The organism is Nocardia albiluteola, from assembly GCF_018860155.1.
Lineage (GTDB): Bacteria > Actinomycetota > Actinomycetes > Mycobacteriales > Mycobacteriaceae > Nocardia > Nocardia albiluteola.
In genome coordinates this window covers 80,886-96,805 of record NZ_JAHKNI010000002.1, presented here as the reverse complement: position 1 = coordinate 96,805, position 15,920 = coordinate 80,886, and the positions used below count along the sequence as shown (strand labels likewise).

General features: G+C 68.4%; 15 protein-coding genes and 1 tRNA gene. 6 read left to right on the top strand and 10 right to left on the bottom strand.

What is annotated here, in order from left to right:
- Positions 1 to 232: 232 nt before the first annotated feature.
- Both KO481_RS06425 and KO481_RS06420 read right to left on the bottom strand, forming a co-directional pair.
- The gene (locus KO481_RS06425) at positions 233 to 955 is read right to left on the bottom strand and encodes a TetR/AcrR family transcriptional regulator (protein WP_215916080.1); all 723 of its coding nucleotides are present in this window, start codon (positions 953 to 955) and stop codon (positions 233 to 235) included.
- A 187-nt stretch (positions 956 to 1,142) separates the two neighbouring features.
- Positions 1,143 to 2,303, bottom strand: a complete 1,161-nt coding sequence (locus tag KO481_RS06420; protein WP_215916079.1) for a pyridoxal phosphate-dependent aminotransferase — start codon at positions 2,301 to 2,303, stop codon at positions 1,143 to 1,145.
- 459 nt (positions 2,304 to 2,762) lie between these two features.
- Here KO481_RS06420 and KO481_RS06415 point away from each other — a divergent pair, with 459 nt between their 5' ends.
- On the top strand, positions 2,763 to 3,716 hold the full coding sequence (locus KO481_RS06415) for a M23 family metallopeptidase (protein WP_215916078.1): 954 nt from the start codon (positions 2,763 to 2,765) through the stop codon (positions 3,714 to 3,716).
- A gap of 253 nt (positions 3,717 to 3,969) precedes the next feature.
- On the opposite strand, the gene purD is transcribed toward KO481_RS06415, so the two are convergent.
- Positions 3,970 to 5,247, bottom strand: coding sequence for a phosphoribosylamine--glycine ligase (gene purD / locus KO481_RS06410; RefSeq protein ID WP_215916077.1), 1,278 nt, complete (start codon positions 5,245 to 5,247; stop codon positions 3,970 to 3,972).
- Between the two features lie 102 nt (positions 5,248 to 5,349).
- Between purD and KO481_RS06405 the strand changes: the two genes are divergently transcribed.
- Positions 5,350 to 5,775, top strand: a complete 426-nt coding sequence (locus KO481_RS06405) for an HIT family protein (protein ID WP_215916076.1) — start codon at positions 5,350 to 5,352, stop codon at positions 5,773 to 5,775.
- Positions 5,776 to 5,790: 15 nt separating this feature from the next.
- Here KO481_RS06405 and KO481_RS06400 read toward each other — a convergent pair whose 3' ends face one another.
- Complete coding sequence (locus KO481_RS06400) at positions 5,791 to 7,317, bottom strand: sensor histidine kinase (protein ID WP_245400525.1); 1,527 nt, start codon at positions 7,315 to 7,317, stop codon at positions 5,791 to 5,793.
- On the bottom strand, positions 7,314 to 8,051 hold the full coding sequence (locus KO481_RS06395; protein WP_215916075.1) for a response regulator transcription factor: 738 nt from the start codon (positions 8,049 to 8,051) through the stop codon (positions 7,314 to 7,316). The genes KO481_RS06400 and KO481_RS06395 overlap by 4 nt, the downstream gene beginning before the upstream one ends.
- A 553-nt stretch (positions 8,052 to 8,604) precedes the next feature.
- On the opposite strand from KO481_RS06395, the gene KO481_RS06390 reads away from it, so the two are divergent.
- Complete coding sequence (locus tag KO481_RS06390; RefSeq protein WP_215916074.1) at positions 8,605 to 9,663, top strand: AraC family transcriptional regulator; 1,059 nt, start codon at positions 8,605 to 8,607, stop codon at positions 9,661 to 9,663.
- Positions 9,664 to 9,712: 49 nt separating this feature from the next.
- Here KO481_RS06390 and KO481_RS06385 read toward each other — a convergent pair.
- The 3 genes from KO481_RS06385 to KO481_RS06375 form a co-directional block, all read right to left on the bottom strand.
- A tRNA-Thr gene (locus tag KO481_RS06385) sits at positions 9,713 to 9,787 on the bottom strand.
- 141 nt (positions 9,788 to 9,928) lie between these two features.
- A complete protein-coding gene (locus KO481_RS06380; protein WP_215916073.1) occupies positions 9,929 to 10,171 on the bottom strand; it encodes an MbtH family protein in 243 nt (80 codons plus the stop codon).
- 228 nt (positions 10,172 to 10,399) lie between these two features.
- Positions 10,400 to 11,233, bottom strand: a complete 834-nt coding sequence (locus tag KO481_RS06375) for an alpha/beta fold hydrolase (RefSeq protein ID WP_215916072.1) — start codon at positions 11,231 to 11,233, stop codon at positions 10,400 to 10,402.
- 198 nt (positions 11,234 to 11,431) lie between these two features.
- On the opposite strand from KO481_RS06375, the gene KO481_RS06370 reads away from it, so the two are divergent.
- The 3 genes from KO481_RS06370 (at position 11,432) to KO481_RS06360 (ending at position 14,432) form a co-directional block, all read left to right on the top strand.
- A complete protein-coding gene (locus tag KO481_RS06370; protein ID WP_215916738.1) occupies positions 11,432 to 11,605 on the top strand; it encodes a hypothetical protein in 174 nt (57 codons plus the stop codon).
- Positions 11,606 to 11,674: 69 nt separating this feature from the next.
- Entirely contained in the window at positions 11,675 to 13,234 is a 1,560-nt protein-coding gene (locus tag KO481_RS06365; protein WP_215916071.1) for an alpha,alpha-trehalose-phosphate synthase (UDP-forming), read from the top strand.
- 223 nt (positions 13,235 to 13,457) lie between these two features.
- A complete protein-coding gene (locus tag KO481_RS06360; RefSeq protein ID WP_215916070.1) occupies positions 13,458 to 14,432 on the top strand; it encodes a hypothetical protein in 975 nt (324 codons plus the stop codon).
- A 20-nt stretch (positions 14,433 to 14,452) separates the two neighbouring features.
- Here KO481_RS06360 and KO481_RS06355 read toward each other — a convergent pair whose 3' ends face one another.
- On the bottom strand, positions 14,453 to 14,950 hold the full coding sequence (locus KO481_RS06355; RefSeq protein WP_215916069.1) for an Rv1363c family protein: 498 nt from the start codon (positions 14,948 to 14,950) through the stop codon (positions 14,453 to 14,455).
- Positions 14,947 to 15,873, bottom strand: a complete 927-nt coding sequence (locus tag KO481_RS06350; protein WP_215916068.1) for an Rv1363c family protein — start codon at positions 15,871 to 15,873, stop codon at positions 14,947 to 14,949. The genes KO481_RS06355 and KO481_RS06350 overlap by 4 nt, the downstream gene beginning before the upstream one ends.
- Positions 15,874 to 15,920: the final 47 nt, after the last annotated feature.

The window sequence follows — 15,920 nt, the reverse complement described above, 5'->3', positions numbered from 1 at the left end:
GCGCAGATGGCATTGCCGGGGCTCCACCCTGTCGGGCGACAGTCGGGCCGCCACAGCCGAGACCGTTCGATGCGCCCTTGACACCCCCGATGCCACGCCGCCCGAGCCCGCGGCCCTCGGTCCGATGCGACGCCGCGCCGGACGGCAACTCCCGATGCCGGACCGACTCGCCGCGATGCCGGACCGATTCGGTTCGAATCGGCGCCGGGCGACAAACCCCACTGCCGACCATCTATTCGCGATGCTGGACGGACTCGCCGCAATGCTGGACAGATTCCGTTCGGTGCGGCGGCGCGGCCGGATGCTGCGTGATCGCGTGTTGCGCGGCATGCGGCGGCATCGGGTGCTGCGGTGCGGGCGGGGCGATCACGTCGATCAGCTCGAGCAGCGCGCCGCGGGCCATCCGCCGCGGCTGCGGATCGAGTTCGGTGAGGGCCGCGACCACCGCGCCGTCGACCATCGCCACCAGCCTGCGGAGCTGTTCGGGGCGCACCACCCGATCGGACCGTCGCAACACATCGGCCAGCAATTCCTCGAGCTGACCCCGTAGCCGCAGCTGCACCTCGCGCAGCTCCGGATGCCGCGCCGAGGCAACCGAACGCTCGTACCGGGCGATCAGCCGCCCGCGCGTGTACTCGTCGGGGCCGTCGGCGCCGACCAGCAGGTCCAGGATCAGATCGACGGTCGCGTCGGCGCCGCGCCGGCGGTGCGGCACCTCGCCGATGCGCCGGCGCATCGCGTCGAGTTCCGCATTGCCGCTGAATTCGACCGCGCGCGCGATCAGATCCTCGAGCGAGTCGAAGTAGTACGTCGTCGAGGCCAGGGGGAGATCGGCGCGCGTGGCCACCGAGCGGTGACGGACGGCGTCGAACCCTCCCTCGAGTAACAGCTCGGCGGCGGCCGCGACCAACGCTTGGCGACGCCTTTCACCTTTCGGTGTCGTCGCGGTGATCACCGTGTCATCGTGCCAGTCATCATCGGTTCATCCGTGCCAAATCGGTGCGATCTGTGACAATCCAGTTGAGTGGGGCGAATGTGCAAGCGGTGTTGAATACACAACCACAGTTTTTCTACCGCATCCGCGGCCCTCAGGTGGGAGAGTGCGGAAAGTCTTTGCGGGACAATCCGGTTCAGGCACCCTATCAAGCGTCCAGGTAGCGGCCCAGCCGCACCAGCGCCTCCTCGATATCGGCCGTCGCGCCGGCGAAGGACATGCGCACCGTGTGGGTTCCATTCACGGTGTCGAAGTCGATTCCCGGCGCCAGCGCGACGCCCGTGTGCGCCAGCACGTCCGCGCACCAGCGGGTCGAGTCGTCGGTGAGGTGCGCGATGTCGGCGTAGGCGTAGAAGGCGCCGTCGGCGGGCGCCAGCTCGGTGATGCCCAGCTTGGGCAGGCCCTCGAGCAGCAGCGCACGGTTCCGCGCGTAGCGGCGCACGTGGCCGTCGAGTTCGCGCCGCGATTCGGGATCGAAGGCGTGAACCGCGGCATATTGGGAGACTGCGGGCGGGCACACCGTCATATTCGAGGCCAGCCGCTGTAAGGCTGGGCGCAATCCCGGCGGCACCAGCATCCAGCCCAGCCGCCAGCCTGTCATGGAGAAGTACTTCGACACCGAACCGATGACCACCGATTCCCGCGAGGTCTCCCAGGCGCACGCGGTCGGCGTCGAGCCGTCGTAGGAAATCCCGTGGTAGATCTCGTCGGAGATCAGCAGCGTGCCGTGCGCGTCGCACCAGCGGGCCAGCGCGGCCAGCTCGTCGGGGGCGATCATGGTCCCGGTCGGATTCGCCGGGCTCGCCACGATCAGGCCCGCGGGCGGTTCCGGCAGCGCCTCGAGCATCGCCACCGTCGGCTGGAAGCGGGTCTGCGCGCCGCAGTCGAGCTCGACGACGCGACACCCCAAGGCGGACAGCGTATTCCGGTATGCCGGATAGCCCGGCCGGGCCACCACCACGGTGTCGCCGACATCGAAGGCGGCAAGGAAGATCAGGGTGAAGGCGCCCGATGATCCGGTGGTGACCACCACATCGTCGGCATCCACCTCGATGCCGTACCCGTCGCGGTGGTGCGCGGCGATCGCCTCGCGCAGCTCGAGAGTGCCGAAAGTCTCTGTGTATCCGAGCAATTCGGCATCGAGGGCGGCCTTCGTGGCGCGCAGCACCGGGGCCGGCGCCGGGGTCGAGGGCTGCCCGGCGGCCAGCACAATCACATCGCCGTGGGTGCGGGCACGCGCGGCGGCCGCCTTCCACACATCCATGACGTAAAAGGACGGAACGGTCGACCGACGAGATTCACTGCGCACCCGATGACGGTAAAGCACGCGCCGATACCGCATGCGCCCAGCGGCCGCTAGCCGGGCTGAGTATCAGCGGTGATGCAGGATTCCCTGCTGCTCGAGAAAGTGGCCCAGGAGGGAGAAAATGCTGCCGAACGAGGTGACGATGGTGCCCACGAGAATTCCCTACACGACGATGTAATACCTATTGCCGAGCGAGGCTACCTGGGCAAACGGGCTCCCGCGCGGCGTGAGAGCACCGTCACAGATCCGCCCATCCGGTGGCCGCGCCAACCGTGATCCGGACAACCGCCCTGTTATCGTCGGCCAATGCCTTCCCGGGCGCGCACCAAGATCCCAGAGGGGAGTCGGACCATCGTCCGGCCCGACTGGCGCGTAGAGCTGGAGCGAGAGCGATCGGCCGGACGAGGACGAAGGCGTCGTCTCCGGGCGCGAACCTGGTTTCGCGGAGCCACCGGGGGCCGGATGCGACAGGAGCCCGGGCGACGCGGCGTCCGGGCCCGGATCGCCGCCTCGTTGCGCGGATTCCGAGCCCGCACCCTCGCCTCGGCACGCGGATTTCGAACCCGGGCAGTCGCCTCGCTGCACGGGCTGCCGGGTCGCGTGGCGGGCGCGCGGGCATTGCTGCGCCGGGATTGGCGCGAGGACGTACAGGCCCGCTGGTCCGACGGGCGCGCCTGGGTGCTCGGGCACCGGGTACTGGTCGGCGGCATCGCGGTCGTGGCTCTGTTCGCGGCCGCGGACGCCGTCCCGCCGCGACAGGTGGATAGCACACCGACACTTGGTACGGCACAACGGATTCCGGTCGCATACCCGCTGCAGGTCCAGGCCGATCCGGAGACCAGCGAACGGGATCTGGCGGCCATCGACAACGGCGAGCGGCTGCGCGAGCAGGAGGTGGTGGCCGCGGCCTCACAGGCCACCCTGGACCGCGCCAAGGCCGAGGCGGCCGCGGCGGTGGCGGGCCAGGCCGCGCCGTGGCTCGGCGACGGCGCCGCCGCCTCGCTGCCTGGCGGCATCGAATCCACCCTCGGCGGTTACGCGCTGCCCGCCCGCGGGGTGTTCAGCTCGGGCTACGGAATGCGCTGGGGCGGTTTCCATTACGGCATCGATATCGCCGCCCCGATCGGGTCACCCATCTACGCCGTCGCCGCCGGCACCGTGATCGACGCGGGCCCCGCACAGGGTTTCGGACTGTGGGTGCGCATCCGCCACGACGACGGCACCATCTCGGTATACGGCCACATGTACGACTTCTCGGTCTCAGTCGGCCAGCGCGTGCGCGCCGGTCAGCAGATCGCGCGCGTCGGCAACCGCGGCGACTCCACGGGCCCGCACCTGCACTTCGAGATCCTCGTCAACGGCCAGCACGTAGATCCCCTGCCCTGGTTGGCCTTTCACGGGATCACGATCACCTGACGCAGCGTGACCCTCAGGACCCGGCGCATTCGGACCCGGGACAAGCAGGGCTACGCATTCACACCCCGGCGGGAAACACGATGCACCCACACCCAGGTTGGGCAACGCGCGGCATTCGGAACCGGGCAAGTAGCGCAACGCATTCGGACGCACGCAGGCAGCGCAACGCATTCAGACCCGAGTGGGCAGCGCCGCGCATTCAGACCCGAGTGGGCGGCGCGCCGCATTCAGACCCTGATGGGCAGCGCGACGTTCAGACCCGCGTCGGCAGCGCGATCCGATCCTCGACGGCGGGCAGGGCGATATCCGTGCGGTAGTGGCTGCCCGGCAGTTTGATCTTGGTAATGCGCTCGTAGGCGCGGGCGCGGGCCTCGGTGAGATCGGCGCCGGTGGCCACCACGTTCAGCACGCGGCCGCCCGCGGAGATCAGGCCGCCGCCCGCGCGCTGGGCCGTACCGGCATGCAGTACTTCGGTATTCGGCTCCACGGCCTCCACCCCGGCGATCAGATCGCCGGTGCGCGGGCGGCCCGGATAGTTCTCCGCCGCCAGCACCACCGTGATCGCCGAACCGTCCCGCCAGCGCGGGGCCTGCACCCGCGCGAGGGTGCCCGTGGCGGTGGCATTCAGGAGCTCGCCCAGCGGGCTGTCCAGCAGCGCCAGCACCGCCTGGGTCTCGGGATCGCCGAAGCGGCAATTGAATTCGATCACCGCGGGCCCGGCCTGGCCCATCGCGAGTCCGGCGTACAGCAGGCCCGAGAACGGAACCCCGCGCCGGACCATCTCGGCCGCAACGGGTTTCACCACGTCCTCGACGATCTCGCGCAGCGAGTCGGCGGGCAGCCACGGCAGCGGGGTATAGGCGCCCATGCCGCCGGTGTTGGGCCCGGTGTCGCCGTCACCGACCCGCTTGTGATCCTGCGCGGGCAGCAGCGGTATCACGGTCTCGCCGTCGACCAGGCAGAACAGCGATACCTCGGGACCGTCGAGGAACGACTCCAACAGCACCGGATGTCCCTGTTCGAGGAGCTCGGCGCCGTGGTCGCGGGCGGCGGAGCGATCGGTGGTCACCACCACGCCCTTGCCGGCGGCCAGGCCGTCGTCCTTGACCACCCAGGTCGGGCCGAAGCGATCCAGCGCAGCGTCCAGTTCACCGGGATGGTCGACGATCTCGCTGTGTGCGGTGCGCACCCCCGCCGCGACCATCACGTCCTTGGCGAAGGCCTTGGAGCCCTCGATCCGGGCGGCCGCGGCTGACGGGCCGAAACAGGCGATACCGGCCGCCCGCACCGCGTCGGCGATGCCGAGCACCAGCGGCACCTCGGGGCCGATCACCACCAGATCCGCCTCGTAGTCGGTGGCCAGGCCCACGACCGATTCGGCACTGGTCGGATCGACCGGCCGCACCTGCGCCTGCTGGGCGATACCCGGATTGCCGGGCGCGGCGCAGATCGCCGTGACCCCCGGATCCCGGCGCAGGGCGACGACCAGGGCGTGTTCACGAGCTCCTGAACCGATGACGAGTACGCGCACGCAGCACAGCTTAGGGGACGCGCGATTCCCGTGACGCAGGCATCGGCGCGGACGATCGGACGATCGGATGACCCCGGGGCCCCGGGGCGTAATGTCCCCGGCATGGCTTCCGTTTTCAGCGCGATCATTGCCGGCCAGCTGCCAGGGCGATTCGTGTGGGAGGACGACGAATTCGTCGCCTTTCTGACCATCAATCCGATCACCCAGGGCCATACGCTCGTGGTCCCGCGCCGGGAGATCGACCAGTGGCAGGACCTGGATCCGGAGGCGTTCGCGCGGATCAACGCGGTCGCCCAGAAGATCGGGCAGGCAGTGCGCGCGGCCTGGGACGCGCCGCGCGCGGGCCTGCTGATCGCCGGGCTCGAGGTGCCGCACCTGCATCTGCACGTGTTCCCCGCCTTCTCGCTCGGGGACTTCAACATCTCCGGCGCGGATCCGGACCCGAGCAAGGAATCCCTCGACGAGGCTCAGGCCAAGATCAAGCAGGCCCTGCGCAACCTCGGCTACGGCGCCAACGTCCCAGAGTAAACGAAAGTAGACGCCTCAGGGCGCCTCGCGGGGCAGGTGCACCGAGAACACGGTGCCCTCGCCCGGCGCGCTCGCGCATCCGACGCGGCCGCCGTGCGCGGTGACCAGCGCCTGGACGATGGACAGGCCCAGCCCGGTGCCGCCGGTATCGCGGGTGCGGGAGGCGTCGGCACGGTAGAAGCGCTCGAACAGTCGCTCGGCTTCGCCGGGCGGCAGCCCGGGACCGGCGTCGGCGACCTCGAGCAGCACCTCCTCGGACGCGGGGGTCAGCCGGACGGTCACCGCGGCGTCGTGCGGGGTGTGGATGAGCGCATTGTTGAGCAGATTTCCCAGCACCTGGCGCAGCCGCGCCTCGTCGCCGGATATCTCCAGAGTGCCTTCACCCGAACGGATTTCGATATCGATGGGCCGCGGTGGCCCCTCCGGTCGCTGCGCGGCGTCGACCGCACGCGCATTGTGCACCGCATCGCTGGCCAGCGCCAGCAGATCGACCGGCCGGCGCTCCAGCGGCCGCTGCGCGTCCAGGCGCGCGAGCATCAGCAGATCCTCCACCAGCAGGCTCATCCGGTTCGCCTCGCGCTCGATCCGGTTCATGAGCATCTCCGGATCCGCAAGTGCCCCTTGCCGATACAGCTCCGCGAAGCCCTTGATCGTGGTCAGCGGGGTGCGCAGCTCGTGGCTGGCATCGGCGACGAAGCGCCGCATCTTGGCCTCCGAACGCCGCGCGGCCTCCTCCGAGGCCTCGGTGGCGGCGAAGGCCTGCTGAATCTGCGAGAGCATCCCGTTCAGCGACTGCGACAGCAGATCCACCTCGGTGTTGGTGCCGTGCACGGGAACTCGCCGATGCAGATCGCCGCCCGCGATCGCGGACGCGGTCTTCTCCACCTCGCGCAGCGGACGCAGGCTGCGCCGGATCACGAATTGCGCGACGACCGCCAGCGCCAGCAACACCAGCGCGCCGACGATGACCTCGAGGCCGACCATCCGGTCGACGATGTTCTGGGTCTCCTGCAGCCGCAGCGCCACGACGCTGGCGCCGTCGGCGTTCGTCAGCCGCGCCGCGCGCCAGTGCTCACCCGCATTCCCCACCGAGCCCACCGTTCTCGGGTGACGCCCGAGATCGGACGGAATATCGGGGGCGCTGACGTTGGCGCCGAACTGGAACCGCACCACGCCCGAGGGATCCTGCACGCGCACGTAGAACAGCGACGGCGGCCGCTCCATCCCGTGCCGGGTGGGCAGTCTCTCGGGCGGCTGCGCACTGGGATTGGCGAATCCGCCGAGCGCGTCCCTGATCTGGGTGTCGACCCGGTCGATCAGGATCCGGTTCATCACTGAGGTCACCACGACCCCCGACACCAGCAGACCGAGTCCGGCCAGCACCACCAGCGCGACGACCAGCGTCACCCGCAGCGGCACCGACGCGAACGACCGCGACAGAGTCCGTCGCGCCGCCTGCAAGGGTCTGGTGCGGGGTGCGGGCGGCATATCGGCCATGGGGTCGGCGCCGGCAGTCTCGTCACCGAGCTGCCGAATGCTCATTTGGCCGCGGACTTGCTGCGACTGGGAGCTCGCATCACGTAGCCGACCCCGCGCAGCGTGTGAATCAGCCGGTCCGGTCCGGTGTCCACCTTCTTGCGCAGGTAGGAGACGTACGTCTCGACCACGCCGACCTCGCCGCCGAAGTCGTAGCGCCACACGTGGTCCAGGATGCGCGGCTTGCTCAGCACCGTGCCGGCGTTCACCATGAAATACCGCAGCAGCGTGAACTCCGTCGGGGACAGCGACACCGGCTCCCCCGCCTTCCACACCTCGTGCGTGTCGTCGTCGAGCTCGATGTCCTCGAACCGGATCCGCGAGGATTTGCGCTCCTCGACCGCGTGACCGGAGCGGCGCAGAATCACCCGCAACCGCGCCACCACCTCCTCGAGGCTGAAGGGCTTGGTGACGTAGTCGTCGGCGCCGAGGGTGAGGCCGGTGACCTTGTCCTCCACCTCGTCGCGGGCGGTGAGGAACAGCACGGGCGACTCGATGCCGTCCGCCCGCAGCCGCCGCAGCAGCCCGAACCCGTCCATGCCCGGCATCATCACATCGACGATGAGCGCGTCGGGACGGAAGGTCTTGGCCTTGTCCAGGCCCTCGGCCCCGTTGTTGGCGGCCGCCACCTCGAAGCCCTGATATCGCAGGCTCACCGACAGCAGCTCGACGATCATGGGCTCATCGTCGACGACCAGAATCCTGGCCTCAGGGGTCCGATCCGCTGGCACACCGTTCATGCAGGCCATCGTCCTCCATGCAGGCTCGAACTCGCTGAACGTTGACTGGGAGTTTCCTGCGAGCGATCTGAAACTTCGATGAGAAGGCCCGGTGAGCAGCCGCTTCGGACCCGTATCGAGGGGTAGCGCCCATCGCACCGGCGTGTTCGGAAGGCGTGTCGAATCCGGAAGACCGGACGCCGGGCACCGTGTAGCCGCTGGGCGCGGCTACACGTCGACGGTCGCGTTCGTGAGGTCCTCGGCCTGCCGGAACTTGTCGGCCATGGCGATCAGCATCAAAAACCATACCGATCGGGATCTTCGCAACTTGTCAGCGATACTCCCGAAGCACCCGGCGGTCCACCGCCGGCGCCGAGTTCCGGCCCGGAAATCGGTTCCGGGCGTGCCCAAATGGCGTACCCTTCGAGTGTTGGTTGTCGGTCACATTTCTGCGAATTGCGGCCAACCATGCACTCCGGCTTGACCCGGAGCGACACGCCCGCAGTCAGTTGAAGTAGCTGCATGATTGCCTATACATGTTGAGGGTGCTGGAGATTGGGGGATCATCTGCGTCATGCTCGACGATTCCTGGTGTGTGCGTTCGATTCACAGCGCGGCGACGCTGGTCGACTTCGCCGTTAGCCGAGGCATGACTCGTGCCGCGGCGCTGGCCGGTACCGACCTGCGCGAGCGCGATCTGGAGGACCCGGGCGTCGAGATCGACATAGCGCAGGAATTCGGGATCATCGGCAACATCCTCGCCACGTCCGGTGACGAGCCGGGGCTGGGCCTGCTGGCCGGTTTCTCGGTGCGCCTGCCGATGCTGGGCAGCCTCGGGATCGCGCTGAGCAGTTGCTCGACCGTGCGCGAGATGATCGAGCTCTGGGTTCACTATGCCGATCTGTCCTTCGCCTACACCCGGCTCTCCCTCGCCGACGTCGATACCGAGGTGCTGGTGGCCCTCGACGCCGAGGCCGCGCCCGCCCGGGTGCGCCGGTTCGCGATCGAGCGCGACCTGGCAGTGATGCGCACGGTCCAGCGCGACCTGTTGAGCTGGGACATCGTCGCCAATCGGCTCGAGACGACGCTGTCGTACGCCCCGGTCTACGAGGCGGTCGGAAAGCTGCTCGGCATCCGCGAGATCGCGTTCGACCAGCCCGCGAACATCGTGGCACTGGACGCCGCGGACCTGCACCGTCCTATGCCACAGGCGAATTCGATCATGCGGCGGCAGTACGAGCAGATGTGCGAGCAGATCGTCGAAAGCCGCCGTACCCGCACGGGCCTGTCCGGGCAGGTACGCGCGCTGCTCATCCGGAACGGCCGGGTTGTCGATCAATCGGCGATCGCGGCGGACCTGCACATGAGCGTGCGCACGCTGCGCCGCCGGCTCGCCGACGAGGGCACCACGTTCCGCGAACTGGCTTGCGAGACAACGGGAATCCTGGCCGAGGAACTGCTGGCCACGGGCTGCACCGTCGGCACGGTCGCAAGCCGCCTCGGCTACTCCAGCGTGTCGGCCTTCGCGGCGGCATTCCGCGACCGGAGCGGCCAGACCCCCGGCCAGTTCGCGCGCTCGAATCGCACCCCTCCGCCCCGGATCCGTCCGGAGGACGACGGCGCCCCGGGCTGATCGGCCGAGGTCCGCCAGCGCTGTGCGCAAGCGATTTCGGACGTTCGGGTGGAGCCCCCTGTCAGGATTGAACTGACGACCTTCGCTTTACAAGAGCGGTGCTCTACCACTGAGCTAAGGAGGCATAGAAAAGCGTTGCCCATCATAACCGGGAGACCGGCTGGGCGAAAAAACCCGCGTTCAGCGGGGCGGGAGCGGGCGCGGTGACCGCAGGAGGGGGCCTGCGGTCACCGGTCTGCCGGTCCCTGGCGGTATCGAACCGCGATCAGGACTGGGTGCCCTGGCGGGCCGCGTCGTCCGCGGCCATGGCGTCGCGCAGGCTCTTGGGACGCATGTCCGTCCAGTTCTTCTCGACGTATTCGACGCAGGCGGCCCGGCTGTCCTCACCGAACACGACCCGCCAACCGGCCGGAACCTCCGCAAAGGACGGCCACAGGGAATGCTGCTCCTCGTCGTTGACCAGAACGAAGAAGCGGCCGTCCTCGTCGTCGAAGGGGTTGGTGCTCATTTCACCTCACTGATACTGGCGTCGTGTGTATGGGAACGCGCTTTGGGTACGAACAACGCTGACGGGACGTCCATGCGGAACTGGCCCATCCATACTGTCGACCCTAGCAAGGAGAGCGTTACGTGTCGGGGGCTACCGCCCCGGCAACAGCAACCTGACAGACATCGGGCCGGAAATGCACGGAAAGCCCCGCACAATGCGGACTTGGCGGCCGCGGCGCGGGCGGGTTCAGTCCGCGAAGAACTCCAGCAGCACCTTGTTCACGGCCTCGGGACGTTCCAGGTATCCGAAATGCCCGGCATCGGGAATCTCCTGATAACGGGCGGCGGGGATGACCTGAGCCAGCTCGCGCGACAGGTACGGCGGAATCATCCGGTCGTCGGCGAATCCGATCGACAGGCACGGCACCTTGATGCCGCGATAGGCCTGCAGCCGGTCGAAGTCGTGATCCATGGCCCGCTGCGCCCGGATCCCGGGGCTGACCGGCCCGCCGGTGAATTCGAACAGGTCCAGCCAGTCGCGCGCGGAATCCGCGTTCGCGAGGGTGGCCGGGGACAGGTTCATCACCGCGGTCAGCGCGGCCTCGTACTTGGCGGGCAGCCGCACCCCGCTGGCGTCGAGTTCGTGCTCCCCCAGCGACAGCGTCTTCTGGAACTGGTCCAGCCGCCCGTGCCCGGCCATGAAGACCGCCTTGCGCACCAGGTCGGGGCGGGCCAGCGCGAGTTCCTGCGCCACCCGCGCACCCATCGAGGTGCCCGCGACCAGCGCCGGGCCCTCGTCCAGGAATTCGATCAGCGCGGCGGTGTCGCGCACCAGATCGTCGATGTGCATCCCGGAGGCGGCCTCGAAGGACGGCGCGATGCCGCGATTGTCGAAGGTGCACACCCGGTATCCGGCCGCGACCAGCGCGGGAACCTGGTGCAGTTCCCAGACCCGGCCCCCGCTCCCGGTGCCCATGATCAGCACGACCAGCGGAGCGGCGCCCTTGATATCGGTGCCCTTGGCTTTGTCCCCCTTCACCGAATAGTTCAGTGCGATTCCGTTCACCGTGGCCAACGGCATGATGCTGGAGCCCCTTTCCTCGACGCTTGCCTGATTTCTCACGGTATAGGTCGGCGGTGTGCTGATGTTTCACCGGCCCATCTCCCCGGATTGCGGTTGGGCCCCGGTATGGACCGACCGAACTGCACCGATACCGGGGCCGGATACCATGGGCGTTCTACACCTGTGAGAAAGCTCCGAATTCGACCTGAGAGGACGATGATGATGGCCGCGAAGGGCGCCAACGACATCGCGGACGACGATCTGGAACCGCTCGCCGACGAGACCGCTCGACAGGCTCAGCGCGTCGTCGCCGCCTACGCTGAGGACGCGGACGAGTGCCGCATGCTGCTGTCGATGCTGGGCATCGGGCCCAGCGGACGCGGCGAATAACCGGCACGTTCCTTTCGCCACAACTACACAAGGGCTTATCCTGCCCCCGGCAGACCGGAGTATCCAGCAATGGACCAGATGAGCGCCACCCCGACCGACCCGTACAGACCGGGCGCCGAGGCCGCCACGCACCCCGGCGCCGCGCAGGGCGCGGGATCGGGTTTCGTCGTCGTCGCCAACCGGTTGCCGGTCGACCTCGAGCGTCTGCCGGACGGCACGACACGGTGGAAGCGCAGCCCCGGCGGCCTGGTCACCGCGCTGGAACCGGTATTGCGCAACAACAACGGCGCCTGGGTCGGCTGGGCCGGGGTCCCGGACGTCGATATCGACCCCATCATCGAGGACGGCCTGGAGCTGTATCCGGTCCCGCTCACGGCCGACGAGGTCTCCGACTACTACGAGGGTTTCTCCAACGCCACCCTGTGGCCGCTCTATCACGACGTGATCGTGCGCCCGGAGTACCGGCGGCACTGGTGGACCGCCTATGTCGAGGTCAACCGCCGATTCGCCGAATTCACCGCGAAGGTGGCCGCCGAGGGCGCGACGGTCTGGGTGCAGGACTATCAGCTCCAACTGGTGCCGAAGATGCTGCGCATGCTGCGCCCGGATCTGACCATCGGCTTCTTCCTGCACATCCCGTTCCCGCCGGTGGAGCTGTTCATGCAGATGCCGTGGCGGCGGGAGATCGTGGAGGGGCTGCTGGGCGCCGATCTGATCGGCTTCCATCTGCCCGGCGGCGCACAGAACTTCCTGTACCTGGCCAGACGTCTTGCCGGACAGCCGACTTCGCGCGGCACGGTCGGCGTGCGCTCGAAACTCGGTGTCGTGCAGGTAGGTTTCCGGACGGTGCGGGTGGGCGCGTTCCCGATCTCCATCGCCTCGGCCGAGCTGGACGAGCAGTCCCGGCGGCGCAGCGTGCGCGAGCGGGCCATGCAGATCCGCGCGGAGTTGGGCAATCCCAAATACATTCTGCTGGGCGTGGATCGACTCGATTACACCAAGGGCATCGATATCCGCCTGGCCGCGCTCGAGGAGCTGCTGCGCGAGGGCCGCATCGATCCGTCCGAGACGACGATGGTGCAGCTGGCCACGCCCAGCCGCGAGCGCGTGGACAGCTACATCCAGATGCGCGGGGACATCGAGCGTCAGGTGGGCCGCATCAACGGCGAGTACGGGCGCGTCGGATATCCGGTGGTGCACTACCTGCACCGGCCGATCCCCCGGGACGAGTTGCTGGCCTTCTTCGTGGCCGCGGACGCCATGCTGGTGACCCCGCTGCGCGACGGGATGAATCTGGTCGCCAAGGAGTACGTCGCCAGCCACAGCGGACTCAACGGCGCGCTGGTGCTGAGCGAATTCACCGGCGCCGCCGCCGAACTGCGGCAGGCCTACCTGTGCAATCCGCACGACCTGGACAGCGTCAAGGACGCCATCATCTCCGCGCTCACCGACGACGCCGACACCCGCCGGCGTCGCATGCGGGCGATGCGGCGCCAGGTGCTCGCGCACGACGTCGACCGCTGGGCGCGGGCGTTTCTCGATGCGCTGGCCCAGGACGGGGTGGCCGGCAGCGCGTTGCTCAGCGACATGGACACCGATCCGGACAGCGATGTGAATCAGGGGCGCTGAGGGGCGTCGCAGCCGGACACCAGAAGCGATCTCCTAGCTCATCCGAGGCTTCCTACCGTTGGGAAGTAACCCGCCGCCCGGACGTGGAAAAATAATCTCGATGATTTTTACGCCACGGAAGTTGTTGGCTACCAACACCTGTGGCGAGACTCGCGGCATGTCGAGGCTCCGCGGCACGCTGCTCACCCGGTGTCCGGCCGACGATGCGTAGAGGCGGGTCGTGATGACGAAACCAACTCCCTGGAGGGCGTCCGGCGCTACGTCGCGCCCGGCCCCCGCCGCCGCGCAGACCTCGGGCGCCATCTCGCGTCCGGTCACCAGTCGCCCACAGACGTCCGGCGCCACCTCACGCCCCGTCGTCACTGCCACGCAGACGATCGCCGCCGGGGAGGCGGTCGGCACCGCCACGCAGGTGCTCGTCGAACCCCCACCGGCAGCCACCGCGCAGGAATTCGCCGTCGCCACGGAGAATCCCGGGACCGCCACCTCCGAGTCCGTCGCGGCACTACCGCCCGCCGCCGCTACTCCCCCATCACCCTCCCCGACGTCGTTCGCGGGGATGCCGCCCAACAGCGCACGGTTCGCGCGGACCTGGCCCTATGCCCTGGCCGCGGTGGGATGCATCGTGTACTTCTGCCTGATGTTCAAACCCTGGCTGACGGCCGCAAACTGGAGCGGCTCGGTCACCTGCGACGCCTTCGGCACCATCGCCACCAGCACCAGCCACCTCTCGCTCTGGTCGCCGTACAACGCGCCCGGCGCGCACGTCAACGGCATATACGCGCTTCTCGCCAGCGTCCTGGTCTTCGTCGCGGTGCTGGCGGCGATGGAGACGATACGCAGCGGCAATCCGATGGCCGCCACCATCGTTGCCGGTGCGGCGCTGGGGGTTACGGCGCTAGCCCTGATCGACATGTTCTACCTCTACACCAAGATCGGCGAGGTGCAGGCGACGGTCTCGTCCGACAAGGATCTGGGCATGCAGCTGGGACTAGTGGTCAGCACGCTGCGAGGCACAGGCAGCTACCCCTGGCCGGGGAAGAAGGTCACGCTGGACACCGCCAACCTGACCGATTGGGCATTCATTTCGCCGGCGGTCGTCTTCGGATCGTCGGTGATCGCATTGGTCCGGTCGTTGGACGCGGGGCGGCGAACGATCACGACGGCCGTGCGTTTCGTGGCCAAGCAGGTCTTCTGACGCGGCCCGCGGCCAGTGCCCTAGATCGGGGTGACGTTCCCGACCAGCCAGCGCCCGTTGTCCCGCTCCAGGTTCACCCGGACGCGGCTGGGGGTCACGGTCCCCTGCGGGGAATCCGTACCGGTGGTCACCTGGTTCAGGTACAGCAGCACGACCGCGTGCGAACGGTCCGCGGAGACGATGCCCGTGGCCTGCGTGGTGGCGTGAACCGTGAGCTGCTTTTCCTTGGCGCCCTTGGCGATCACATCGGTCACCAGCTTCATGTAGTCGGCGCGGAAGCTGGGCGTGAGGCTGGGCCCGATCTTGGGGAGTTCGGTGTCGACGCTGTGGTAGTCGTAGCTGAACATGGATTCGACGCTCTGCCGGGCGGCGGCGACGGACTGGGTGCGCGCCTGCTCGGTCTGATGGTCGGACCACACCTTGAATCCGGCGAACCCGCCGACGACGCCGGCGCCCACGAAAAGGATTGCCGCACAGACGATCAGAACGGCGCGCAGATTGTTCTTGATGTTTGTCATGCCACGAACTCCACCTTCGAGCCGGTCATCTGCCCGGAATCGTCGCGGGCGACGGTGATCCGGAAGCGGTAGTAACGCTGCTGCGGGTCGGGCGAACCGGCGTTGGTCAACGTCTGCTTGGCCGCGACCAGCACCACGGCGTTGTGCGCATCCTCGCTCTCGATCGCCGCCTCGATGACCTCACCGGTGGCCTTGACCTTGGCCTGCTGAATGACCTGTGCGTAGGCATCCTTGCGCTGGGTGTATTCGGCCTTCAGGTCGCCCGAGGCCACCGCCAGTACCCGGTCGATATCCTGCGGCGCGGTATCGCCGGAGATATCGGTGAGGTTGAGGACGACCTGCTTGGCGGTCTGCACGTAGGCCGCGCGCCGCTCCTGCAGCGCGCTCACCTGATGCTGGTGGTAGACGAGGAAACCGCCGGAGCCGATCAGGACCAGGGCCGACACCGCGGCGACCGCGGCGGCGATCCAGCCGATCCAGCCGAGTTTGCGGCCCGAATTCTCGGACTGCTCGTCCGAATCCTCGGAATCGCTTGCTGGAGAAGCAGATTCGGCATCGGAAGGCTCGGATGTGACGACCTTCGGCGTCCACAGTTCCGCCCCGGATTCGTCGGAGTTGTCGGCGCCGGAATCGTCCGCGGCAACGGCCGCAGTCGATTCGGAGCTTTCCAGCTTCACCGTCGGCGCCTCGGCCGCGATGGGCTCATCCACGGGAGCCGACGCATCGGCCTTGCCAGACGAGTCCGCCTCTGCCGCCGCCGCGCTGGAAGTGGTGGTCGCGGCACTGGCGGCCTCGACCTTCACCGTGACCGGTTCGACCCGCTCGACCGCCGGTGTCGCGGGCTTTTCCACACTCTCGGCCGCCGGTCCCGCAGCCCGCACAACGCGGCGCCGCTGCCTCCCACCTCGCTCTTCATCGCTCACGACTCCGCCTCGCTGGCGCTCGGCTCCGTCGTGCGCGAAGCACGCTG